General features: G+C 59.0%; 18 protein-coding genes and 4 tRNA genes. 14 read left to right on the top strand and 8 right to left on the bottom strand.

Translation table 11 applies throughout. The annotated features are described in order from the left end of the window. The first annotated feature begins 204 nt into the window (after nt 1-204). Entirely contained in the window at nt 205-870 is a 666-nt protein-coding gene (locus E1K68_RS17590) for a peptidase C39 family protein (RefSeq protein WP_003192265.1), read from the top strand. 111 nt (nt 871-981) lie between these two features. Here the strand turns inward: E1K68_RS17590 and pbpG are convergent, their stop codons facing one another. The 4 genes from pbpG to folD all read right to left on the bottom strand — a co-directional run bounded on the left by pbpG (nt 982) and on the right by folD (nt 4270). Further along, on the bottom strand, nt 982-1905 hold the full coding sequence (pbpG, locus tag E1K68_RS17585; RefSeq protein ID WP_003192264.1) for a D-alanyl-D-alanine endopeptidase: 924 nt from the start codon (nt 1903-1905) through the stop codon (nt 982-984). Nucleotides 1906-2060: 155 nt separating this feature from the next. After that, the gene (locus tag E1K68_RS17580) at nt 2061-2630 is read right to left on the bottom strand and encodes an HD domain-containing protein (protein WP_034134301.1); all 570 of its coding nucleotides are present in this window, start codon (nt 2628-2630) and stop codon (nt 2061-2063) included. 100 nt (nt 2631-2730) lie between these two features. After that, nucleotides 2731-3288: a helix-turn-helix transcriptional regulator gene (locus tag E1K68_RS17575; RefSeq protein ID WP_057711247.1), complete on the bottom strand. Its 558-nt coding sequence runs from the start codon at nt 3286-3288 to the stop codon at nt 2731-2733. 127 nt (nt 3289-3415) lie between these two features. Then, complete coding sequence (folD, locus tag E1K68_RS17570) at nt 3416-4270, bottom strand: bifunctional methylenetetrahydrofolate dehydrogenase/methenyltetrahydrofolate cyclohydrolase FolD (RefSeq protein WP_034134302.1); 855 nt, start codon at nt 4268-4270, stop codon at nt 3416-3418. Nucleotides 4271-4545: 275 nt separating this feature from the next. Between folD and E1K68_RS17565 the strand changes: the two genes are divergently transcribed. The 10 genes from E1K68_RS17565 to E1K68_RS17520 all read left to right on the top strand — a co-directional run bounded on the left by E1K68_RS17565 (nt 4546) and on the right by E1K68_RS17520 (nt 13968). Continuing rightward, nucleotides 4546-4622 (top strand) — tRNA-Arg (locus E1K68_RS17565). A gap of 32 nt (nt 4623-4654) precedes the next feature. Then, nucleotides 4655-4730, top strand: a tRNA-His gene (locus E1K68_RS17560). Nucleotides 4731-4787: 57 nt separating this feature from the next. After that, nucleotides 4788-4872, top strand: a tRNA-Leu gene (locus tag E1K68_RS17555). Nucleotides 4873-4948: 76 nt separating this feature from the next. Then, nucleotides 4949-5024, top strand: a tRNA-His gene (locus E1K68_RS17550). A 401-nt stretch (nt 5025-5425) separates the two neighbouring features. Beyond that, nucleotides 5426-6736, top strand: a complete 1311-nt coding sequence (tig, locus tag E1K68_RS17545) for a trigger factor (protein ID WP_003192257.1) — start codon at nt 5426-5428, stop codon at nt 6734-6736. A 91-nt stretch (nt 6737-6827) separates the two neighbouring features. Then, nucleotides 6828-7463: an ATP-dependent Clp endopeptidase proteolytic subunit ClpP gene (gene clpP, locus E1K68_RS17540; protein ID WP_003192255.1), complete on the top strand. Its 636-nt coding sequence runs from the start codon at nt 6828-6830 to the stop codon at nt 7461-7463. A 112-nt stretch (nt 7464-7575) separates the two neighbouring features. Next, the gene (clpX, locus tag E1K68_RS17535; protein WP_003192254.1) at nt 7576-8859 is read left to right on the top strand and encodes an ATP-dependent Clp protease ATP-binding subunit ClpX; all 1284 of its coding nucleotides are present in this window, start codon (nt 7576-7578) and stop codon (nt 8857-8859) included. 188 nt (nt 8860-9047) lie between these two features. Continuing rightward, nucleotides 9048-11444, top strand: a complete 2397-nt coding sequence (gene lon / locus E1K68_RS17530; protein WP_212614481.1) for an endopeptidase La — start codon at nt 9048-9050, stop codon at nt 11442-11444. A 148-nt stretch (nt 11445-11592) separates the two neighbouring features. Further along, nucleotides 11593-11865, top strand: a complete 273-nt coding sequence (locus E1K68_RS17525) for an HU family DNA-binding protein (protein ID WP_003174819.1) — start codon at nt 11593-11595, stop codon at nt 11863-11865. Nucleotides 11866-12093: 228 nt separating this feature from the next. Further along, nucleotides 12094-13968, top strand: a complete 1875-nt coding sequence (locus E1K68_RS17520; RefSeq protein ID WP_003192251.1) for a SurA N-terminal domain-containing protein — start codon at nt 12094-12096, stop codon at nt 13966-13968. A gap of 81 nt (nt 13969-14049) precedes the next feature. Here E1K68_RS17520 and nhaA read toward each other — a convergent pair whose 3' ends face one another. Beyond that, nucleotides 14050-15393, bottom strand: a complete 1344-nt coding sequence (gene nhaA, locus E1K68_RS17515) for a Na+/H+ antiporter NhaA (RefSeq protein ID WP_212614480.1) — start codon at nt 15391-15393, stop codon at nt 14050-14052. 283 nt (nt 15394-15676) lie between these two features. On the opposite strand from nhaA, the gene E1K68_RS17510 reads away from it, so the two are divergent. Further along, a complete protein-coding gene (locus E1K68_RS17510; protein ID WP_003192248.1) occupies nt 15677-16468 on the top strand; it encodes a DUF2242 domain-containing protein in 792 nt (263 codons plus the stop codon). 806 nt (nt 16469-17274) lie between these two features. Here the strand turns inward: E1K68_RS17510 and E1K68_RS17505 are convergent. Next, complete coding sequence (locus E1K68_RS17505) at nt 17275-18309, bottom strand: AraC family transcriptional regulator (RefSeq protein WP_034134306.1); 1035 nt, start codon at nt 18307-18309, stop codon at nt 17275-17277. A gap of 4 nt (nt 18310-18313) precedes the next feature. Further along, nucleotides 18314-19444, bottom strand: coding sequence for a carbon-nitrogen hydrolase family protein (locus tag E1K68_RS17500; protein ID WP_003192245.1), 1131 nt, complete (start codon nt 19442-19444; stop codon nt 18314-18316). Nucleotides 19445-19655: 211 nt separating this feature from the next. Here E1K68_RS17500 and E1K68_RS17495 point away from each other — a divergent pair, with 211 nt between their 5' ends. Continuing rightward, a complete protein-coding gene (locus E1K68_RS17495) occupies nt 19656-21695 on the top strand; it encodes an NADPH-dependent 2,4-dienoyl-CoA reductase (protein ID WP_212614479.1) in 2040 nt (679 codons plus the stop codon). A gap of 57 nt (nt 21696-21752) precedes the next feature. After that, entirely contained in the window at nt 21753-22646 is an 894-nt protein-coding gene (locus tag E1K68_RS17490) for a pyridoxal-phosphate dependent enzyme (protein ID WP_212614478.1), read from the top strand. A 50-nt stretch (nt 22647-22696) separates the two neighbouring features. On the opposite strand, the gene E1K68_RS17485 is transcribed toward E1K68_RS17490, so the two are convergent. After that, on the bottom strand, nt 22697-23247 hold a 551-nt coding region (locus E1K68_RS17485; protein WP_212614477.1), incomplete at its 5' end, for an alpha/beta hydrolase.

Raw genomic sequence — 23247 nt, 5'->3', positions numbered from 1 at the left:
TGCACGCGTCGGCTATAGATATCTTGCGCCGCCCCCTGTAGGAGCGAGCTTGCTCGCGAAAAACGTCAACGATGACGCAGGCTTCCTGAATAAACGCGGCGCCTGTAAGTTTTTCGCGAGCAAGCTCGCTCCTACGGGATAGAGAAAGCGCGATTGGGCTATGATCGGGGCCTTTACCGGCAGTTGATCAAGAGAGTGAAAAAATTGCGCTTACGGTCGAACCTTAAAACTTCCTTGCTACTGGCCGTTGCCCTTGGGTTGGCGGCCTGTTCCAGCAACACTCCATCGAAACTGCCTGGCTTGCCCGAGCGCGTCGAACTCAATGGCGTGCCGACCTTTCGCAGTGAGGCTTATCAGAGCGGTCCTACGGCACTTGCCAGCATGCTGTCGCAACAAGGCGTTGTCATGACACCGGGTTTGCTTGATAAGCCGCTGCGCCTGCCCGGCGCCGAGGCGGGCCTTGAGCGCAACATGCAGGTGCTGGCGCGTGAGTACGGGCTGATGGTGTACCCATTGGAGGCCAAGCTGACCGCCGTGCTGGCGCAGGTGGCGGCGGGTTACCCGGTGATGGCGCGGATCAACGCCAGCTATTGGTCCGGGGCGCGTTATGTCGTGGTGGTGGGGTTCAACCAGCAGAAGAGTACGGTGCTGTTGCGCTCAGGCAATGAGCGCCGCTTGAGCATGAGCTTCAGCGACTTTGAGTCGGCGTGGAAGGGCGCGGGCCATTGGGCCATCCTGACCCAGCGCCCGAGCCAGTTGCCGGCCAATGTGGACGCGCAGCGCTGGCGCGATGCGGCCAATGCCACGGCCCAGGCGGGGCAGGAGCAAGCGGCGGCCCAAGCGCTCAAGGTGTTGGCAGAGAAGAAGTGAAACTCAAATGTGGGAGCGGGCTTGCTCGCGAAGGCGCAGTGTCAGTCGCTGAATGCTTAGGCTGACCCACCGCATTCGCGAGCAAGTCCGCTCCCACACTAAAATCGCTGTTTATCGACGTACTTCCGTAGCGGTCGCTCGATTCTTGAGGTTTTTATCGGCCTTGTAACGCAGCGCCACATCCGGCACTGCGCCGCCTTTGCCGGTCTCGACCCAGCTACGAATACGGCTGGCATCGGCAAAATGGGTGAACTTGCCAAAGGCATCCAGGATCACCAGCGACACCGGGCGATTGCCCATGCTCGTCACCAGCACCAGGCAGTGGCCGGCCTGGTTGGTGAAGCCGGTCTTGGTCAGCTTGATATCCCAGTTGGCGCGGTTGATCAGGTGGTCGGTGTTGGAGAAGCCCAAGGTGTAGTTGGGCTTGCGGAACGACACGGTCTTTTCCTTGGTGGTGCTCAGCTGGCTCAGCATCGGGAATTTACGCGCATAGGCCAGCAGCTTGCTCAGGTCGCGGGCGGTCGACACGTTATGGATCGACAGGCCGGTGGGCTCCACGTAGTGGGTGCTGGTCATGCCCAAGGACTTGGCCTTGGCGTTCATCGCCGCGATAAAGGCTGCGTAACCGCCAGGATAATGGTGGGCCAGGCTCGCAGCGGCGCGGTTTTCCGAAGACATCAGCGCGATCAGCAGCATTTCCTTGCGCGGCATCTGGCTGCCGATCTTCACCCGGGAGAACACGCCTTTCATCTCGGGCGTGTCGGTGATGTTGATGTCGATGTACTCGTCCATATTCTGCTTGGCTTCGAGGACGATCAGGCCGGTCATCAGCTTGCTCACCGAGGCGATAGGTACCACCACGTCGGGGTTGCTGGAATAAATGACTTTATTGGTCTGCAAATCGACCAGCATGGCGCTGCCGGAGGCGATTTGAAGCTTGGAGGCGTCACGCGGGGCCAGGGTGGATTCGGCGGCGTGGGCGAAGGTGCCTGCCAAAGCAAAAAACAGGCTGACAATAGAAAGACGAATTTTCACGCGGATGAACTCGCTAAAAAGTAAGGAAATGCCGTTGTGAAACGGATTTTGTGACAAATGGCGTTACATTTTAGGAGTATGGATCAGAAAGCGATAGAGAGCCTTTAAATAAAGGCTGTAAGCCGATGATTGGTTAGGCTGTGCCGATTTTAAACCTATGGCTTTGTTATTTTTTCTCGCGTGTCCTCATCGATAAGCTGTCGAAGTTGCTCAAACAGGGGATCGGCATCGGTGTACTTCTTGCCGTAAGCTAGATTGAACTCGTAATTGAAGCCCGGTGGGTTCTTGCCCTGATTGTGCTGGAGCAGCGTTTCCAGCTTGTCCAGCGCCTTGACGGCTCTTGCCTCCGCAGACTGTGCGTGCTCATAGTCATCCCAGAGCGCCAATATCTCAGCTTTCAGCGGCTCATCCAGCGCAGAGGTCAGAAGCACAAGATCGTCTCTCTCTTGCTCGCCCTTATTGGGAAACGCCGCCTGGCTGACTGCTGGGATGTCTCCGTTGATGGCCTCCCCCAGATCGTGAATGACGCACATCTTGAGGATCTTCAGCATGTCGGGCTCGGCCAGTTGATCTTCGAAAACAATGGCCATCAGGCAAAGACGCCAACTGTGTTCCGCCGTGCTTTCGGTGCGCCCGGAAGAGGTGTGTGCACTTCTGAGTACATCCTTGAGTTTTTCCGTTTCGCGGAGGAATTCTAGGCGCCCTTTGATTTTGTCGATGTTCATGACGTTCTCTGTCTCCAGTGGCGAAGGCTATGCTAGTGGAGTCAGATTAAGCCCGGGTAGTCTGAACGTCCACGCATACAATATGCACAGCGCAGGGCAGTCAAAGCGTCTCCACCAAACGCGCCGATGTACCGTCTGAAAGAGGAATACGCGTCCACCGACAGGCGCTCTGGCTGATAGGCACAACAAGCGAGTCATTGTGGCCGGTAACGAACTCGATCGCCGGTGGCGCACTGACTTCCCTCCACCCGGTTTCATCCAGGGAGAGCTCCTTGCTGATGATCTCCGGTGTCGCAAAGCGCCATAGCGAACGCCCCAGCAATTCGCTCACGGGGCTTGCGAACTGGGCTGCGCGGGCAGGGGAGCAAGCCAGCAGGCGGTGGGTCAGGTCGCACATGAGATGAACGGGCCGTGAGCTTTCCCTGACCAGGCGAGCCAAGGCTTGATCTGCGGCCGCATCAAGGCGGGCGGCGAGCAATTGCTCAAGCTGTTGGTGCGCGCAGGGGTCGATTGCCTGTACGCCGCTTTCCCAGCGCGAAATAGTGGATTGGGTAACGTTGAACAACTGCGCAGCGTGGGCTTGTTTGACTCGGTGCAACAAGCGCCACCGCCTGAGCGCGATGCCAGGCAAGGCTGGCTTTGGGAAGATGCCAGGCATTTCGAATTCCGGAAGGGTGATGGCCTTTGGCTAGTTTGTTTAATGCGTTAACAGCCTGCAACAAGGGTTTTTCACGGGCAATAAAAAGCCCTGCGATAAAGCAGGGCTTTTTCAACATGCCTGGTTATCAGCCGTGCAGAGTTTCTGCGGCATACAGCGTATTTTCCAACAGGCACGCCCGGGTCATCGGCCCGACACCGCCTGGCACCGGCGTGATCCAGCCAGCGCGGGGCAGGGCGGTTTCATACACCACGTCACCCACCAACTTGCCGTCTTCCTGGCGGTTGATGCCCACGTCGATGACGATGGCGCCTTCCTTGATCCACTCACCCTTGACCAGGCCCGGCTTGCCGGCGGCGACTACCACCAGGTCAGCGCGGCCGACGTGGCCGGCCAGGTCCTTGGTGAAGCGGTGGGTGACGGTCACGGTGCAGCCGGCCAGCAGCAGTTCCATGGCCATCGGGCGACCGACGATGTTCGATGCGCCCACCACGACGGCGTCGAGGCCGTACAGGTCGACACCAGTGCTTTCCAACAGCGTCATGATGCCTTTGGGGGTGCATGGGCGCAGCAGGGGAATGCGTTGGGCCAGGCGGCCGACGTTATAAGGGTGGAAACCGTCGACGTCTTTGTCCGGGCGGATGCGCTCCAGCAGTTTGGAGGCATCCAGGTGCTCAGGCAGTGGCAGTTGCAGCAGGATGCCATCCATGTCCGGGTCATCGTTGAGGCTGTCAATCAGGTCGGTCAGGGCCTGTTGAGTGGTGTCCGAAGGCAAGTCGTAGGCCTTGGAAATAAAGCCGACCTCTTCACAGTCTTTACGCTTGTGCGAGACATAAACCTGAGAGGCAGGATCGCTGCCGACCAGGATCACCGCGAGGCCAGGCGTGCGCAGGCCTTGCTGGCTGCGCTCGGTGACTCGTTTGGCGATCTGCTGGCGCAGGCTGGCGGCGATTGATTTGCCGTCGATAAGTTGTGCAGTCATTACGCGTGATTAACCATCGAGAGGGGGAAGAAAAGTGCGCGCATTCTCGCATGCCAAGGCGCGAGGGCAAAGGCGCTTGGTCTGCAAATTGCCCTAACCCCTTAAATAAAATCAGTTTTTTTCAAAAAAGATTTGACGGGTTTCCGGGGCATCTATACTATTCGTCGCACTTGTCGGGCACAGCCTAGCACTGGTTAAGAAGGTCGAGCAGAATAGTTGTACTGCAAGGCTGGAAGCACTTAGTTTGTAATCCTCCAAGAGTACAGATTAATAAGGCGCCCGTAGCTCAGCTGGATAGAGCATCCGCCTTCTAAGCGGATGGTCGCAGGTTCGAGTCCTGCCGGGTGCGCCATTAGGCAGCTTTGGCACAAGTAGCGCTATATGGTGGGCGTAGCTCAGTTGGTAGAGCACGGGATTGTGACTCCCGTTGTCGAGGGTTCGATCCCCTTCGTCCACCCCATATTCTGAAAGGCGCCAGATTTAACAGTCTGGCGCCTTTGCTTTAAGAGTTTCAAGCGCGGATGTGGTGGAATTGGTAGACACACTGGATTTAGGTTCCAGCGCCGCGAGGCGTAAGAGTTCGAGTCTCTTCATCCGCACCAATTAAAGCTTTTGCCGGTCGTCAGGCGGGCAGGGCTCAACAAAGAAGTGGTTTGGTTTCTTTGTTAACGCAATATGGTGGGCGTAGCTCAGTTGGTAGAGCACGGGATTGTGACTCCCGTTGTCGAGGGTTCGATCCCCTTCGTCCACCCCATATTCGAAAGGCGCCAGATTTAACAGTCTGGCGCCTTTTTTGGTTTTGGCGGTTTGAGATTGGGTGGCCGCAGGTGCTGGGCTGCCCCGGCAGGGCGTGTCGTCGTATTTGTGTATCTCGATGATGCCGCTTTGCTTGCCTGCTCTGTTCGCGGGGCGGGTCGTCAGGGAGATGAATGCTTGTTCCTTCTATATATAGAAAGGGGCGGCGCAGAGCCCTGGCGCAATTTGGCTGTATTTGTCACCGGGGCGAGGTACTTCAGTGCTTTCGTACCGATAAATTGCCGGCTGTTTTCCGCTGTGTTTTCAGTAGGGTGACTTCTTGAGTTTGACCCACTAGAATGCATGCCCTTGATTGGGGTCGGAAATGGCCGGCTAATGTCTGTGCAACGAGGAATATCCATGCAAGTTTCTGTTGAAAATACTACTGCTCTCGAGCGCCGCCTGAGCATCACCGTGCCGGCAGAGCGTATCGAGACTGCGGTCAACAAGCGTCTGCAGCAGACTGCCCAAAAGGCCAAGATCGCTGGTTTCCGTCCAGGCAAAGTGCCGATGAGCGAAATCAAGCGTCGTTTTGGTGCCGATGCGCGCCAGGAAGCTGTAGGTGACGTGATCCAGGCTTCTTTCTACGAAGCCGTTGTCGAGCAAAAGCTGAACCCGGCTGGCTCGCCTTCGATCGAGCCCAAGTCCCTGGAAGCGGGCAAGGACCTGGAATACGTTGCCGTATTCGAAGTGTTCCCGGAATTTGAAGTGGCCGGTTTCGACGGTATCGAAATCGAGCGTCTGAGCGCCGAAGTGGCTGATTCGGACCTGGACAACATGCTGGAAATCCTGCGCAAGCAGAACACTCGTTTCGAAGTGGCCGACCGTGCCGCCCAGAACGAAGACCAACTGAACATCGATTTCGTTGGCAAGGTTGACGGCGAAGTCTTCGCTGGCGGCTCCGCCAAGGGCACTCAGCTGGTGCTGGGTTCCAACCGCATGATCCCTGGTTTCGAAGACGGCCTGGTTGGCGCTAAAGCTGGCGAAGAGCGCGTTCTGAACCTGACGTTCCCTGCTGACTACCAGAACCTGGACCTGGCTGGCAAAACCGCCGAGTTCACCGTGACCGTCAACAGCGTTTCCGAGCCTAAGCTGCCAGAGCTGAACGAAGAGTTCTTCGCCCAGTTCGGCATCAAGGAAACCGGCATCGAAGGCTTCCGCACCGAAGTTCGCAAGAACATGGAGCGTGAGCTGCGCCAGGCCATCAAGTCCAAGGTCAAGAACCAGGTCATGGACGGTCTGCTGGCCGCCAACCCGATCGAAGTGCCTAAGGCCCTGCTGTCCAACGAAGTGGATCGCCTGCGCGTTCAAGCGGTTCAGCAGTTTGGTGGCAACATCAAGCCTGACCAGCTGCCGGCCGAGCTGTTCGAAGAGCAAGCCAAGCGCCGCGTTGTGCTGGGCCTGATCGTGGCTGAAGTGGTCAAGCAGTTCGACCTCAAGCCAGACGAAGACCGCGTTCGCGAAATGATCCAGGAAATGGCTTCGGCCTACCAGGAGCCTGAGCAGGTCGTGGCTTGGTACTACAAGAATGAGCAGCAGATGAACGAAGTACGTTCGGTTGTGCTGGAAGAACAAGTTGTGGATACTGTTCTGCAGAAGGCTAAGGTGACCGATAAAGCGGTCTCTTACGAAGAAGCAGTCAAACCGGCGGAAGCAGCACAAGCCGACTGATTGTCCAACTCGTTGGAAATTCAACCATAAGCCAGCCTCGCGCTGGCTTATGCGTTTTCAAGACATGACTATTTGGGAGTAACTGCAGAGCATGTTCCGTAATTCCTATATTCAGCAGAACTCTGATATCCAGGCCGCAGGCGGCCTGGTCCCGATGGTTGTCGAGCAGTCCGCTCGTGGCGAACGCGCCTACGACATCTACTCGCGCCTGCTCAAGGAGCGAGTGATCTTTCTGGTTGGCCCGGTAGAGGACTACATGGCCAACCTGATCTGTGCGCAGCTGCTGTTCCTTGAAGCGGAAAACCCGGACAAGGACATCCATCTCTACATTAACTCGCCGGGTGGTTCGGTGACTGCGGGCATGTCGATCTACGACACCATGCAGTTCATCAAGCCAAACGTGTCGACCACCTGTATTGGCCAGGCGTGCAGCATGGGCGCCTTCCTGCTGACCGCGGGTGCCGAAGGCAAGCGTTTCTGCCTGCCGAACTCGCGCGTGATGATTCACCAGCCACTGGGCGGTTTCCAGGGCCAGGCGTCGGACATCGAAATCCACGCCAAGGAAATCCTCTTCATTCGTGAGCGTCTCAACACGCTGATGGCCAAGCACAGCGGGCGCACCCTGGAAGAAATCGAGCGCGATACCAACCGTGACAATTTCATGAGCGCTGAAGCCGCCAAGGAATACGGGTTGATCGACGCAGTGATCGACAAGCGCCCCGCATAATATAAGCCGCTCAAAATAGGGCTGGTCGGCATGTCCGACCACTGGCGGGCTTGAAAAAGCCCGCATAAGCCTTCATCTTGTGTTGCAAGCCTATCGGATTTGGATCGAACGAATGACTGACACCCGCAACGGCGAGGACAACGGCAAGCTGCTCTATTGCTCCTTCTGTGGCAAAAGCCAGCATGAAGTACGCAAATTGATTGCCGGCCCCTCGGTGTTTATCTGCGACGAATGCGTCGACCTGTGCAATGACATCATCCGTGAGGAGGTGCAGGAAGCCCAGGCCGAGAGCAGTGCGCATAAATTACCTTCGCCTAAAGAAATCAGCGGCATCCTTGACCAATACGTCATTGGTCAAGAGCGTGCAAAAAAGGTTCTGGCCGTAGCGGTGTACAACCACTACAAGCGCCTGAACCAGCGTGACAAGAAAGGTGACGAGGTTGAACTGGGCAAGAGCAACATCTTGCTGATCGGTCCTACAGGCTCGGGTAAAACCCTGCTTGCAGAAACCCTCGCTCGCCTGCTGAACGTTCCGTTCACCATCGCCGACGCCACCACCCTCACCGAGGCTGGCTACGTGGGTGAAGATGTCGAGAACATCATTCAGAAACTGCTGCAGAAGTGCGACTACGACGTAGAGAAAGCCCAGATGGGTATTGTCTACATCGACGAGATCGACAAGATTTCGCGCAAGTCGGACAACCCGTCGATCACCCGGGACGTTTCCGGTGAAGGCGTGCAGCAGGCCCTGTTGAAACTGATCGAAGGCACGGTTGCGTCCGTACCGCCGCAAGGTGGTCGCAAGCACCCGCAGCAGGAATTCCTTCAGGTTGATACGCGCAACATCCTGTTCATTTGTGGCGGTGCGTTCTCGGGTCTCGAGAAGGTGATTCAGCAGCGTTCCACCCGTGGCGGCATTGGTTTCAGTGCGGAAGTGCGTAGCAAGGAAGAAGGCAAGAAGGTGGGCGAGTCCCTGCGTGAAGTCGAGCCTGACGATTTGGTCAAGTTCGGTCTGATCCCGGAATTCGTTGGCCGTCTGCCGGTCCTGGCCACGTTGGACGAGTTGGATGAGGCGGCTTTGATCCAGATCCTCACCGAACCGAAAAACGCCCTGACCAAGCAATACGGCAAATTGTTCGAGATGGAAGGTGTAGACCTGGAGTTCCGTACCGACGCGCTGAAATCGGTGGCCAAGCGGGCACTGGAGCGCAAGACCGGTGCACGTGGTCTGCGTTCTATCCTCGAAGGCGTGTTGCTCGACACCATGTACGAAATCCCCTCGCAGTCCGAGGTGAGTAAAGTGGTGATCGACGAAAGCGTTATCGAAGGCAAGTCCAAGCCGCTGTATATCTATGAAAACAGTGAGCCGGCTGCCAAGGCTGCACCCGACGCGTAAGCGTTCAGCAGTTGTGGTACAAGCAAGGGGCCTTTAGGGGCCCCTTGTTTTTTGGGGCGTTTTTTCGAGACGGTGGTTAAATTCGCGTTTATTCATGCGTTTAACTGCTGGCATTGAGCTTGTTTTTTTTGCAGGTAACCCCCATCTTGGTTTCAAGCTTATTTTTGAACTGTCATAGAGGCGAAATCATGAAGACAACCATCGAATTGCCTCTCCTGCCGTTGCGTGATGTCGTCGTCTATCCGCACATGGTTATCCCGCTGTTCGTGGGGCGCGAGAAGTCTATCGAAGCCCTCGAGGCCGCGATGACGGGCGACAAGCAAATCCTGCTGTTGGCCCAGAAGAATCCTGCTGATGATGATCCGGGCGAAGATGCCCTGTATCGCGTCGGCACCATTGCCACTGTCCTGCAATTGCTCAAGCTGCCCGATGGCACCGTCAAGGTGCTGGTCGAAGGCGAGCAGCGCGGTGCCGTAGAGCGCTTTATGGAGGTGGACGGCCACCTGCGCGCGGAAGTGGCACTGATCGAAGAAGTCGAAGCCCCGGAGCGTGAATCCGAGGTGTTCGTGCGCAGCCTGCTGTCGCAGTTCGAGCAGTATGTGCAGTTGGGCAAGAAAGTCCCGGCTGAAGTCCTGTCGTCCCTCAACAGCATTGATGAGCCAAGCCGCCTGGTCGACACCATGGCCGCGCACATGGCGCTGAAAATCGAGCAGAAGCAAGACATCCTCGAAATCATCGACCTGTCGGCCCGTGTCGAACACGTACTGGCGATGCTGGATGGCGAAATCGACCTGTTGCAGGTTGAAAAACGCATCCGTGGTCGCGTGAAAAAGCAGATGGAGCGTAGCCAGCGCGAGTACTACCTGAATGAGCAGATGAAGGCCATTCAGAAGGAACTCGGCGACGGCGAGGAAGGCCACAACGAAATCGAAGAGCTGAAAAAGCGCATCGATGCCGCTGGCCTGCCCAAAGACGCCCTGACCAAGGCCACCGCCGAGCTGAACAAGCTCAAGCAGATGTCGCCGATGTCGGCTGAAGCCACCGTGGTGCGCTCGTATATCGACTGGCTGGTGCAAGTGCCGTGGAAGGCCCAGACCAAGGTGCGTCTGGACCTGGCCCGTGCTGAAGAGATTCTCGACGCTGACCATTACGGCCTGGAAGAGGTCAAGGAGCGCATCCTTGAGTACCTCGCTGTACAAAAACGCGTGAAGAAAATCCGCGGTCCGGTGTTGTGCCTGGTTGGGCCTCCGGGTGTGGGTAAAACCTCCCTGGCGGAATCGATCGCCACCGCCACCAACCGCAAATTCGTGCGTATGGCCTTGGGTGGCGTGCGTGATGAGGCGGAAATTCGCGGTCATCGCCGTACCTACATCGGTTCGATGCCGGGAAGATTGATTCAAAAGATGACAAAAGTGGGTGTACGCAACCCGCTGTTCCTGCTCGATGAAATCGACAAAATGGGCAGCGACATGCGTGGCGACCCGGCGTCGGCCTTGCTCGAAGTGCTGGACCCTGAGCAGAACCACAATTTCAACGACCATTACCTGGAAGTCGACTACGACTTGTCTGACGTAATGTTCCTGTGCACCTCCAACTCCATGAACATTCCGCCAGCCTTGCTGGACCGGATGGAGGTGATTCGTCTGCCGGGCTACACCGAAGACGAGAAGATCAACATCGCGGTCAAGTACTTGGCGCCCAAGCAGATTTCGGCCAACGGCCTGAAGAAGGGCGAGATCGAATTCGAGGTCGAGGCGATCCGCGACATCGTGCGCTACTACACTCGCGAGGCCGGTGTGCGGGGCCTTGAGCGCCAGATCGCGAAGATCTGCCGCAAAGCGGTGAAGGAACACGCGTTGGAAAAACGCTTCTCGGTGAAAGTGGTTGCCGACTCCCTGGAGCACTTCCTGGGCGTGAAGAAATTCCGCTACGGCCTGGCCGAGCAACAGGACCAGGTCGGCCAGGTGACTGGCCTGGCGTGGACCCAGGTGGGTGGCGAATTGCTCACCATCGAAGCTGCGGTGATTCCGGGCAAAGGCCAGTTGATCAAGACCGGCTCCCTGGGTGACGTGATGGTCGAATCCATTACCGCCGCGCAGACCGTGGTACGCAGCCGCGCCCGCAGCCTGGGCATCCCGCTGGACTTCCACGAGAAGCACGACACCCATATCCACATGCCGGAAGGGGCGACCCCCAAAGACGGCCCTAGCGCGGGCGTAGGCATGTGCACGGCCCTCGTGTCGGCCTTGACCGGCATTCCCGTGCGCGCCGATGTGGCGATGACCGGGGAAATCACCCTGCGTGGCCAGGTATTGGCGATCGGTGGTCTCAAAGAGAAATTGCTCGCCGCGCACCGGGGTGGAATCAAGACTGTGATCATTCCTGAAGAGAATGTTCGCGACTTGAAGGAAATTCCTGACAACATCAAGCAGGATCTTCAGATTAAACCGGTTAAATGGATTGACGAGGTCCTGCAAATTGCGCTGCAATACGCGCCGGAGCCCTTGCCGGATGTGGCCCCGGAGATTGTCGCGAAGGACGAAAAACGCGAGTCCGATTCCAAGGAAAGAATTAGCACGCATTAATGTGTTGGAGCCTGGGGGCTTCCTTGACAGCTTTTTAGAGCCCTTGTTATAAAGCGGCTCTTAAGTGTCTGTAGGCCATTCAGCACTGGTTTTGCTTTTTACCAAAAAACTTAGAATCATACTCAATAGATATATAAGGGGACTTAGAGTGAACAAGTCGGAACTGATTGATGCTATCGCTGCATCCGCTGATATCCCGAAAGCTGCTGCTGGCCGTGCGCTGGACGCAGTAATCGAATCCGTCACTGGCGCTCTGAAGGCCGGCGACTCCGTGGTACTGGTAGGCTTCGGTACTTTCTCTGTGACTGACCGCCCAGCTCGCACTGGCCGTAACCCACAGACCGGCAAAGCACTGCAAATCGCTGCTGCCAAGAAACCAGGTTTCAAAGCCGGTAAAGCCCTGAAAGAAGCCGTTAACTAAGCTTCGTTCAAGCCTTTGCTTACCCGGGTCGGACGCAGGTCTGGCCTGGCAGCGGAGCGGTAGCTGACCCACGTATCGGGTCGCCACGCCGGGGGTGCAGATTCGAACCCCCGTCCGCTCCGCCAGTTACGAGAAGGCGCATCCTCGGATGCGCCTTTCTTCTATCCGGACTCTACCCACGCTCCACGGTTGCCTAATTTTTGAAGTTCAACCGTTTCTGGGGGACGCATGCTGCAAAATATCAGGGACAATTCACAAGGCTGGATTGCCAAGACTATCATCGGGATCATCGTCGCATTGATGGCGTTCACCGGTATCGAAGCCATTTTCCAGGCTTCGGGTAATAACAAGCAGGACGTGGCCAAGGTCAACGGTGAAGAAATCACCCAGACCGAACTGAGCCAGGCTGTCGACATGCAACGGCGCCAGCTGATGCAACAGTTGGGCAAGGATTTCGACGCGTCCCTGCTGGACGAAAAGCTGCTGCGCGATGCTGCCCTCAAGGGCCTGATCGACCGTAAGCTGCTGCTGCAAGGCGCTGCTGATTCCAAGTTTGGCTTCTCGGAAGCTGCGCTGGACCAGGTGATCCTGCAGACGCCGGAATTCCAGGTAGACGGCAAGTTCAACGCCGAACGCTTTGACCAGGTGGTCCGTCAGTTGGGCTACAGCCGCCTGCAATTCCGTCAGATGCTGACCCAGGAAATGCTGATCGGCCAGGTTCGCGCAGGCATCGCCGGCAGTGGTTTCGTGACCGACGCCGAGGTGCTGGCATTCGCCCGCCTGGAAAAACAGACCCGCGATTTCGCCACCGTCAACATCAAGGCTGACCCTGCGGCGGTGAAACTCACCGACGACGAGGTCAAGGCCTACTACGACCAGCACGCCAAAGAGTTCATGACCCCGGACCAGGTGGTCATCGACTATCTGGAATTGAAGAAGTCGTCCTTCTTCGACCAGGTTACGGTCAAGGACGATGAGCTGCAGGCCGCCTACGAGAAGGAAACCGCCAACCTCGCTGAACAACGTCGTGCCGCGCACATCCTGATTGAAGTCAACGACAAGGTCACCGAGGCGCAAGCCAAGGCCAAGATCGAAGACATCCAGGCGCGCCTGGCCAAGGGTGAGAAGTTCGAAGCCCTGGCCAAGGAGTTCTCCCAGGATCCAGGTTCGGCCAACAATGGCGGCGACCTCGGTTTTGCCGGCCCTGGTGTTTACGACCCGGACTTCGAAACCGCCTTGTACGGCTTGAAGCAAGACCAGGTGTCGGCGCCGGTGCGCACCACCTTCGGTTGGCACCTGATCAAGTTGCTGGGCGTTGAAGCGCCTGAAGTGCCATCGTTCGCCAGCCTGAAAGACAAGCTGACCCGCGAGCTCAAGGCCCAGCAGGTTGAACAGCGTTTTGTCGAAGCGACCAAGCAATTGGAAGATGCGGCATTCGAAGCCTCTGACCTGGCCCAGCCGGCGTCTGACTTGAAGCTGACCGTCCACACCTCGGCGCCGTTTGGCCGTGAAGGTGGCGAAGGTGTTGCGGCCAACCGTGCCGTGGTCACTGCAGCCTTCAGTCCGGAAGTGCTGGATGAAGGTGCCAACAGCAGCGCTATCGAGCTCGACCCGGAAACCATCATCGTGCTGCGTGCCAAAGAGCATCTCAAGCCGGCCCAATTGCCGCTGGAGAACGTTGCTGCGGCCATTCGCACCCAGATGACCAAGGAGCGCGCGAGCGCTGCCGCCAAAGCCCGTGCCGACGAGTTGATCGCCAGCCTGCGTGATGGCAAGACCGCGCTGGACCAGCCGGTTGACGGTCAGGCCTGGAAGGTGACTGAGGCGGCTACCCGTGGCCAGGAGTCTATCGACCCGGCCGTGCTGCAAGCCTTGTTCCGCATGCCCAAGCCTGCGGCCAAGGACAAACCGACCTTCACCACCGTGACCCTGCGCGATGGCAGCCTGATGATCGTGCGCTTGAACGGCGTGAACGAAGCGGCGGCCCCTACGGACGAAGAAAAGGCGCAATACCGCCGCTTCCTCGCTTCCCGTATTGGCCAGCAGGATTTCGCGGCCTACCGCAAGCAGTTGGAAACCCAGGCAGACATCAAGAAGTACTGATGCCGGCCTGAATAAAAAGACCCCGACCTGAAAAGGCCGGGGTCTTTTTTTGCCCTTGATAAAGTGAGTGCTGAATGCGCTTTAGGCGTTCTTGGCTGCAAACTTGAGCTTGCCCCACGTCAACCCGATCACCGCCGCCAGGGTTGAAGCCGCCAACACGCTCAGCTTGGCAGCCGACAGCAGGGCCGGGTCGGAGAATGCCAGGGACGAAATAAAGATCGACATGGTAAAACCGATCCCCGCCAACAGACCGACCAGGCCAACGCCCGTCCACGTCACACCGTCCGGCAGCTTGCAGATGTTCAGCTTGACCAGCGCCAGGCTCGCCAGCATCACGCCCAGAGGCTTGCCGAGCACCAGGGCGAAGATGACGCCCATGAACACACCGTGGGCCAGCGGGTCATCCAGATTGAAACCGTCCAGGCTCACACCGGCGTTGGCCAAGGCAAACAGCGGCATCACGCCGAAGGCTACCCACGGGTGCAGCGCCGATTGAACCCGCTGCACCGGCGGCAGTATTTCCCGCTGGGCTTCGCGCAATTGCTTGAGGGGCGTGGCGACTTGCTGGGCCCCTTCGGCCGGCTGCGAGAACCGGTCCATCAGTTCGTTGAAGGTGCGTTCGATGGTTTCCAGCGGGCGTTCCCGGGTGGGCTTGGAATTGACCGGGGTCATCAAGCCAAGGATCACGCCGGCCAGCGTTGGGTGCACGCCGGTCTTGAGCAGGCCAAACCACACAATAGCGCCAGGCAGCAGGTAGATCGCCGCCTTGCTGATACCCATGCGTTGGAACACCAGCACCAGGGCCAGCCCGCCTGCAGCAATCACCAAGCCCATGTAGTCGAGACTGGCGGTGAAAAAGATCGCGATGATCAGGATCGCCACAATGTCATCGATGATCGCCAGGGCCAGCAGCAGGATACGCACGCCACTGGGGATCGACTTGCCCAGCAGCGCGAGCACGCCCACGGCAAAGGCGATGTCGGTCGCGGTAGGCACCGCCCAGCCACCTGCGGCGGCAGTGCCGTGGTTGAGCAGGGTGTAGATGAGCGCCGGCATCAGCACGCCGCCCAGGGCTGCGCCTAATGGCAGCGTGGCCAGCTTCAGGTTGGCGAGGGCGCCGTCTTTGATTTCCTGGCGGATCTCGGCACCGACCACCAGGAAGAAGATGGTCATCAGCCCGTCATTCACTAGAAAATGCAGGGAGCGCGACACGCTGTAGTCGCCCAGCCCGAGGGTGATGGGCGTGTTCCAGAAATGCTCGTAGGTCGCGGCGGCGGAGCTGTTGGCCCACACCAGCGCAACGATGGCAGCCAGCAGCAGCACGATACCGCTGACGGCTTCAATGTGTGAAAAGCGCTCAAGGGCGGACAGCGCGCCCTCAGTCAAACGCTGGGGGCGAGGGATGGCGGGGTGTTTATCAGGCACGACAAATCTCCATTGGCGGCCCGACCAATGCTTGGCTTTTAACCTGCGCCGTGCTTTATGCAGCAGCGCACCCAGGGGCGATGATAGAAAGGTGAGGAATAAGTTGTAAACAAACTTGTCATAGAGCCGCGCACATTACGGATCTTTATCGATCCTATGTGTGCCAGGCTTTTTCCTACTGATGCTGCTGTCTAAGCCTGAGATGTTTTACCGACAGGAATCGCGCTTCAATGTCGTGTTCTGTTGCACAATACCGTCCGGACCGTTTTCTTCAGGATTTTCAATGTCGACATCATTTCACTTGCGCACTCTCGGGTTGGCGCTGGTGCTGGCGGGCGCTGCGGGCTGCTCGTCACCCAAGACCGCTATCTACGAACATGAGAATTTCGACGACTCCGGTACGTTTTCCCGCGATTACCCGGTGAGCGATGTGGCGGCCTGTGAGGCTGCGCGCCGTGCCCTGCTGAGTCAGGGCTACATCATTACCAGTAGCGATCCGAAGTTGGTGGCCGGCAACAAGAGCTTCCAGCAGACCGGCGAGACCCACCTGCAGATCAGTTTCAATGTGGTGTGCGCCGCTGATGGCAAGGGCAGCAATCACTCGACGATGTTTGCCAACGCCTTGCAGGACCGCTATGCGCTGAAGAAGGTCAACAACTCCGCGAGCCTCGGCGTGGGCGTGCTGGGCTCGGTGTCGATGCCGATTGGCTCCACCGATGATTCGATGGTGAAAGTGGCCAGCGAGACCGTCTCGGCACCCAAGTTCTACGAGCGCTACTTCGCGCTGGTGGACGTGTTCCTGCCGCAGGAAGTGAAGCAGGCCGAGCATATCCCCGAGCAGCCCAAGGCCGACCTGGGCGTGCCCGAGCCCAAGGCCGCTCCGGCAGCCGAGAAGGTCGAGGCGCCGAAGGAGGTGCCTGTAGCGCCCGCCGCTGCAGAGCCGCTTGCGCCGCCACCTGAGGCAGCACCGATCGCGCCGGTGACAGAGCCTGCTCCGGTGGCGCCGGCGCCGACTGATCCTACGTTGCCGGCGCCGACAGAAGCGATTCCACCGCTTCCGATGCCTGCGCAATAACGCAATGCTCGAATGTGGGAGCGGGGTGTCAGGTAGAGAAGCGTCGGCTGACAGGTCGCTATCGCAGCATAGGTATCGACACAACTCTGTAGCGCTCAACAGTAACCACGATGCGAAGCGAGCCGCTCTTGCTCTTGATCTGCTTTTGATCTTGATCTTAAGCGCCCCGTCAAACCACGCTGGCGGATTACGGGCACACCGAGCCCAAGCGAGGTGCCGAGTGGTGGGGCAAGAGCGTTTTGCTTACTTTTGACTGGGCCGGCAATCCGGCTTTTCAAAAGTAAGACGCCGTCAGGGCGGAACCCTAAGTGGCCGTTACCGCAGGAATGGATATGTACTCATTCCAGCCCAACTAAATGGCCGACCACAAGGCCGCCTTCGCGAGCAAGCCCGCCCCCACAGGTTGATCGTGGGGTGTCAGGTAGATAGGTGTCGGCTGGCAGTGCGTCATCGCAGGCAAGCCAGCTCCCACAGTTGGACCGTGGGGTGTCAGGTGGATAGGCGTCGGCTGTCAGGCCGTCTTCGCAGGCAAGCTAGGTCCCACATGTTGTGCGAGGTTGCGGTTAAGCTAAATCCTGTGATCGCTGCTACGTTTAATCCTGAAGAGCAGGAATGTCACGACGTCGACATTTTTTCGTCATGACGGCACTTTAGGCTGGGTTCGCAGGTCATTAATCTGCAACCGCTTTCAACATGAAGAAGGAGTCCACCATGGACGATTACCAGGAAGAACTGCTGGAGTACCAGGCATTCGAGCTAGACCCACTGGACCCAGCCGACGATGCCACCGAGCTGTAACACCGACTTCAGGCGGAGTGGCGCTGACTGCGGCGAAATTCCCCTGGGGTCTGGTTGTTCCAGCGCCTGAAGGCCCTTTGGAAGGCTTGGGCTGAAGCAAAACCGAGCAAGTAGGCGATCTCGCCGAACGCCAGTTCCGTGTCGCGAATGTAGGTCATGGCCAGGTCGCGACGGGTGTCATTGAGAATCGCGCGAAACTGCGTGCCTTCCTCGGCCAGTTTGCGCCGCAATGTCCAGGTGGGCAGCTTCAAGCGTGCCGCCACTTCCTCCAGGTCGGGTTCCCGGCCACCATTGAGCATCGGCCCGAGCAAACGGGTAATGCGCTCGCGCAGGCTGCGGGTGCGAGTCAGTTGCTCCAATTCCCTTTCACACAGTTGTAGCAACAGGTGCCAGGTGCTTGGGCAATGCTGTGGGTTGCGCAGCGCCAGGGTCGGTTGGCTGAGGCGCAGTTGATTGACCTCTGCGCCGAAGTGCACCACACCCTCTCCCAGCACCTTGTAGTGGTCGTGGTAGTCCGGCGCGTCGAACTCGATTTCAATCCGCTGGGCCTGCACCGGCTGTTGCGCCAGGCCGGACAGCTGCTGCAACCAGCCGGCGATGATCGAATCCACCACAAAGCGGTTGTAGGCGTTGTAGGGGCTGATGGAATAAAACCGCAGCCACGCGCCTTCGGCGTCTTCATGAAAGCTTGATTGCCCGCGATAGTTGGAACCGTAAAGCGCTTCAAAGCGTGTGAGCGTACGTGCGGCTTCGCGCACAGTGGGCGCTTGTGCGGCGGTGACGCCGGCAAGGCCGGCCTGGCTCAAGCGGCTGAGCTGGCCCATGCGCAAGCCCAGGCCGGGGTTGCCGGTCAGCTGGATGGCCGCGTGGCCCAGGCGCATGTAGCGCGGGATCGACAAGCGTGCACCGGCTTCAGCCAGGCGCGCCGGATCAAGGCCGTATTGCAGCAGCAGGGGCTGCGGGTCCAGGCCGTGGCTGTGGATGGCGTCGGCCAGGGTATGCACGAAGCCCACCGACAGATCCCCCAGGCGCACCGGCTTCACGGCGCTACAGCCAGATATTCAGCAGGCGCGCACCACGAGCGTCGCCATCGGCGAAGACTTGCCCATTGCGGCTGAGAAAACTCTGGCCGGCGCTGCCCAGGTCCCAGAACTGCCCGCGCAGAAAGACGCTCATGCCCGCGGTGGCTTGGCTGACGGGTGGCTGGCTGATCAGGGTGAGGCGACGCCAGGCTGCGCCCTCGCTGGTTTCTTCAGGCTTGAGGCTCACTTCAGAGGGCGTGGATACGCTCTTGAAGCCACGCCACGGACGCTCCCAGGTGTCGCGGCCGGTCACAAAAGCGGGCACCGCGATCAATTGCGCGCCTTGCTCGTTGAGCTTGCGGTAGTTGTCCGGGTACCAGCTGTCGCTGCCCACCAGGATGCCCAGGCGCCCCGCGGGAGTATCGACAACGTTGACGGCATGCTCATCACCCGGCTCGATAAAGCCACGCTCATCGTAGATCGGGTAAAGCTGGCGCTGCGGTTGGCCCAGCGGCAAGCCGTCGGCGGCAAACACCACGCTGGCGTTGTACAGCGCGCCATGGCCGATTTCCAGTTGGCCCTGGATCACGCTTGGGTTGGGCAGGGCGATGGAGCCGGCCACCAGGGTCACGCCAAATTCTTTGGCGAGGCCGCCAAACAACACTTGATAGTCGCGGGCCATGGCCGGGGCTTTCATGCGCAGGTACGCATCATCCATGCGGTTGTCGCCGGTGGCGCTGATCCAGGCTTTGGCAAATTGCAGCGGGTTGCTGATCGACAGCCAGTTCATGGCGTCCTTGAGATGAGCGGCCTGGTACAGCTCGTTTTTTTCGCCGCCGAGCATCAGCCAGGTGCCGATATGTTCCGGCAGCACCACCACGGTCTTGGCATTGATCAGCCCCAGGTCCCGAGCGTTTTGCAGGTAGGCCGACAGCTTCAGGTGCAGGCGTTCCAGGCTCTGGTAATCGGCAGGGAACAGCTCCGGCTGGATGCCCAGCAGGTTGCCCCGGTCGGCCGGTTCGCCCTCATTGACGGCGAGGGTGATGCGCAGGTCGGACAGGTAATGCGCCACGGGGCGCTCCTGGGTCCAGACCAAGTACGCGGCGAGGGAGGCAACCAGGGCCATGATGACGGTGAACGCTAGAAGTTTACGCATGGGGCAACAGACAACAGACCAAGTGCAGGGTTCGCGACTAGGGTAGGGCCCATGGCGTGGCTTGCCAAGGGGCGCTGTGCATTTGGATCAATAACTTGTCAGTTTCAGTCATTGAGCCGTGGTCCACCGCCTCTTAGTCTGTGGGACATAAACCGATGGCACGCCGTTCGAGTGCGCCACGTCCCGTGATGATCCGTTGTGGAGCTGTACCATGACCGCTGCTGCCTACCCGCACCTGCTGGCCCCGTTGGACCTGGGTTTTACCACCTTGCGCAACCGTACCCTGATGGGCTCGATGCACACCGGCCTGGAGGAAAAGCCCGGCGGTTTCGAGCGCATGGCGGCCTATTTTGCCGAGCGTGCCCGTGGCGGCGTGGGCCTGATGGTCACCGGCGGTATTGGCCCCAATGATGAAGGTGGCGTGTATGCCGGTGCGGCCAAGCTGACCACCGAAGACGAGGCGCGCAAGCACAAGATCGTCACCCAGGCCGTGCACGACGCGGGTGGCAAAATCTGCATGCAGATCCTCCACGCTGGGCGTTACGCCTACAGCCCCAAGCAGGTGGCACCGAGCGCTATCCAGGCGCCGATCAACCCGTTCAAGCCCAAGGAACTGGATGAAGAGGGCATCGAAAAACAGATCCAGGACTTTGTCACCTGCTCGCTGCTGGCTCAGGTCGCCGAGTATGACGGCGTTGAAATCATGGGTTCCGAAGGCTACTTCATTAACCAGTTCCTCGCCGCCCACACCAATCATCGCACCGACCGTTGGGGCGGCAGCTTTGAAAATCGCATGCGCCTGGCCGTGGAAATTGTGCGCCGTGTACGCGAAGCCGTAGGCCCGAACTTCATTATCATCTTCCGCCTGTCGATGCTCGACCTGGTGGAAGGCGGCAGCGTCTGGGAAGAAATCGTGCAGTTGGCCAAGGCCATCGAACAGGCCGGCGCGACGATCATCAACACCGGTATCGGCTGGCACGAAGCCCGTATCCCGACCATCGCCACCAAGGTACCCCGTGGTGCGTTCAGTAAAGTCACGGCCAAATTGCGCGGTTCGGTACAGATTCCGCTGATCACCACCAACCGCATCAACACCCCGGAAATCGCCGAGCAGATCCTGGCCGAAGGCGACGCCGATATGGTCTCGATGGCGCGGCCGTTTCTCGCTGATCCCGAGTTCGTCAACAAGGCCGCCGCCGGGCGCGCCGATGAGATCAATACCTGCATCGGCTGCAACCAGGCCTGCCTGGACCACACCTTTGGCGGCAAGCTCACCACCTGCCTGGTCAACCCGCGGGCGTGCTACGAAACCGAGCTCAATTACTTGCCGGTCAAGCAGATCAAAAAAGTTGCGGTGGTCGGCGCCGGCCCTGCGGGCCTGGCCGCTGCTACCGTGGCCGCCGAGCGCGGGCATCAGGTGACCTTGTTCGACTCCGCCAGCGAGATCGGCGGCCAGTTCAATATCGCCAAGCGCGTGCCGGGCAAGGAAGAGTTCTTCGAGACCTTGCGTTATTTCAAGCGCAAATTGCAGACCACCCACGTCGAGCTGTGCCTCAACACCCGTGTGGACGTTACGCAACTGGTGGCGGGCGGTTATGACGAGGTGATCCTGGCCACCGGCATCGCACCGCGTACCCCGGCGATTCCCGGTGTCGACAATGCCAAGGTCCTGAGTTACCTGGACGTGATCCTCGAACGCAAGCCGGTGGGCAAGCGCGTGGCGGTGATCGGCGCCGGTGGCATTGGTTTTGACGTGTCTGAATTTCTCGTCCACCAAGGCGTATCCACCAGCCTGGATCGCGAGGCGTTCTGGAAAGAATGGGGCATCGACACCCAACTGCAAGCCCGTGGCGGCGTGGCCGGGATCAAACCCGAGCGCCATGCGCCGGCCCGTGAAGTGTTCCTGCTGCAACGCAAGGCTTCCAAGGTGGGCGACGGCCTGGGCAAGACCACGGGCTGGATCCACCGCACGGGTTTGAAGAACAAGCAGGTGCAGATGCTCAACAGTGTCGAGTACCTGAAGATCGACGATGAAGGCTTGCATATCCGCATCGGCGCCGAGGGCGAGCCGCAAGTCCTGGCAGTGGACAATATCGTCATCTGCGCCGGCCAGGACCCGCTGCGCGAATTGCACGACGGCCTGGTCGCTGCCGGCCAGAACGTGCACCTGATCGGCGGCGCCGATGTGGCGGCCGAACTGGACGCCAAGCGCGCCATCAACCAGGGCTCGCGCCTGGCGGCCGAGCTGTAAGGCGTCAAGAGGGGCGGTGGTAGACTACCGCCCCTTTTTTCATTCAGATACCTGCCGATGGGCCCTTTCGACTGGCTTCCTCACGCGCTCCTTGAACCTTTGCAACTGGACTGGCTGAACGGAGTCGAGTTGGCCGTGCTGCGCCTGGACTGTATCGACCCGCTGATCAGCGGCAACAAGTGGTTCAAACTCACCAAGCACTTGGTGCAGGCCCGACACGCCGGGGCCGCGGGGGTGATGAGTCTCGGCGGCGCTTACTCCAACCATCTGCATGCACTGGCGGCAGCGGGCAAGCGCTTTGGTTTTCCCACGGTCGGCCTGCTGCGAGGTCATCCTCAAGACACCCCCACGGTTCTCGACCTTAAAGCCTTCGGCATGCAGCTGCATTGGCTGGGTTATGGCGGTTATCGGGCGCGGCATGAAGCGGGTTTCTGGTTGCCTTGGTGCGAGCAGTATCCTGGCTTTCATCCGATACCCGAAGGCGGCGGTGGGCTGGCCGGTGCGCAGGGCTGTGGCGTATTGGTCGAGCAGGCGCGGGCGCAGTTGGGCAAGCTCGGTTGGAGCGATTACGATGCCTGGTGGTTGGCGGCGGGTACCGGCACGACAGTGGCGGGGCTGGCGCTGGCGGAGGCGGGTGCGCATCGGGTGTATGGCGCCATGGCGGTGCCGGATGACCACGGTGTGGCGCAGAACGTGAGTGCCATCGTGCAGGACGGTTATACATTGCTGGACGCCTGTCGCGGTGGCTTTGCCAAGGTCGATCCGCTGTTGCTCAACTTTATCCAGCGCACCGAACAAGCGTGCGGTCTACCGCTGGAGCCGCTCTACACCGGCAAGGCGCTGCTGGCGTTGAAACAGCAGATCGAGGCCGGACGCTTCGCCCCCGCCACTCGCCTGATCTTCGTCCATACCGGCGGCTTACAAGGCCGCCGAAGTGTGGCGCCCATTTGAAGGGGCTGATAAATATCAGGCAATGAGGCGTCGGCTGCCTGCTGGTCCCCTCAAATAGATATATGGCTTTCAATGAAGTGGGCACTCAGGGCAACCACCTCCTTGTATTGCAGGTCTACCGTAATCATGTGATAGCAGTTATCCAACAGCACTTTGGTGACAGGGCCTGCGAGTTTCTGTTCGGTGTAATCGGCGTTCCACCTGCCACTGACATCATCCTCGATGGAGTGGATGATCAGCGCGGGTGCGTTGATCAACGGCATGCGCCGTTTCACTCGTGTCGTCAGTTTATGCATTTGCCGCAGACTCTTGCCAGACATGCTCAGCAAGCCTGCAGCACTGCTTTCACCCATTTTCATCTGCCGTTCGACAATGGCTCGCAACCGCCTGTTTTTAATACCGAACGGCGGCCGCTCATTGAAGACGCAAAAGTCCAACACAAAGGGAATTCGAGTTACCCAAGGCATTAACCGTGTGACGGATGAGGCGTTCCAGCCATCGTTACGCAAGGTCAGGGAATATAACAACAGCCCGGCAACTTGCCCCGGGTGTTCGGACGCCACATACATCGACATCACGGCCCCCATGGACAAACCGCCGA

Source organism: Pseudomonas sp. B2021 (assembly GCF_018135665.1).
GTDB classification, from domain to species: domain Bacteria; phylum Pseudomonadota; class Gammaproteobacteria; order Pseudomonadales; family Pseudomonadaceae; genus Aquipseudomonas; species Aquipseudomonas lactis.
Note: the sequence above shows the minus strand (reverse complement) of the source record. Positions and strands in the feature narration are given on the sequence as shown.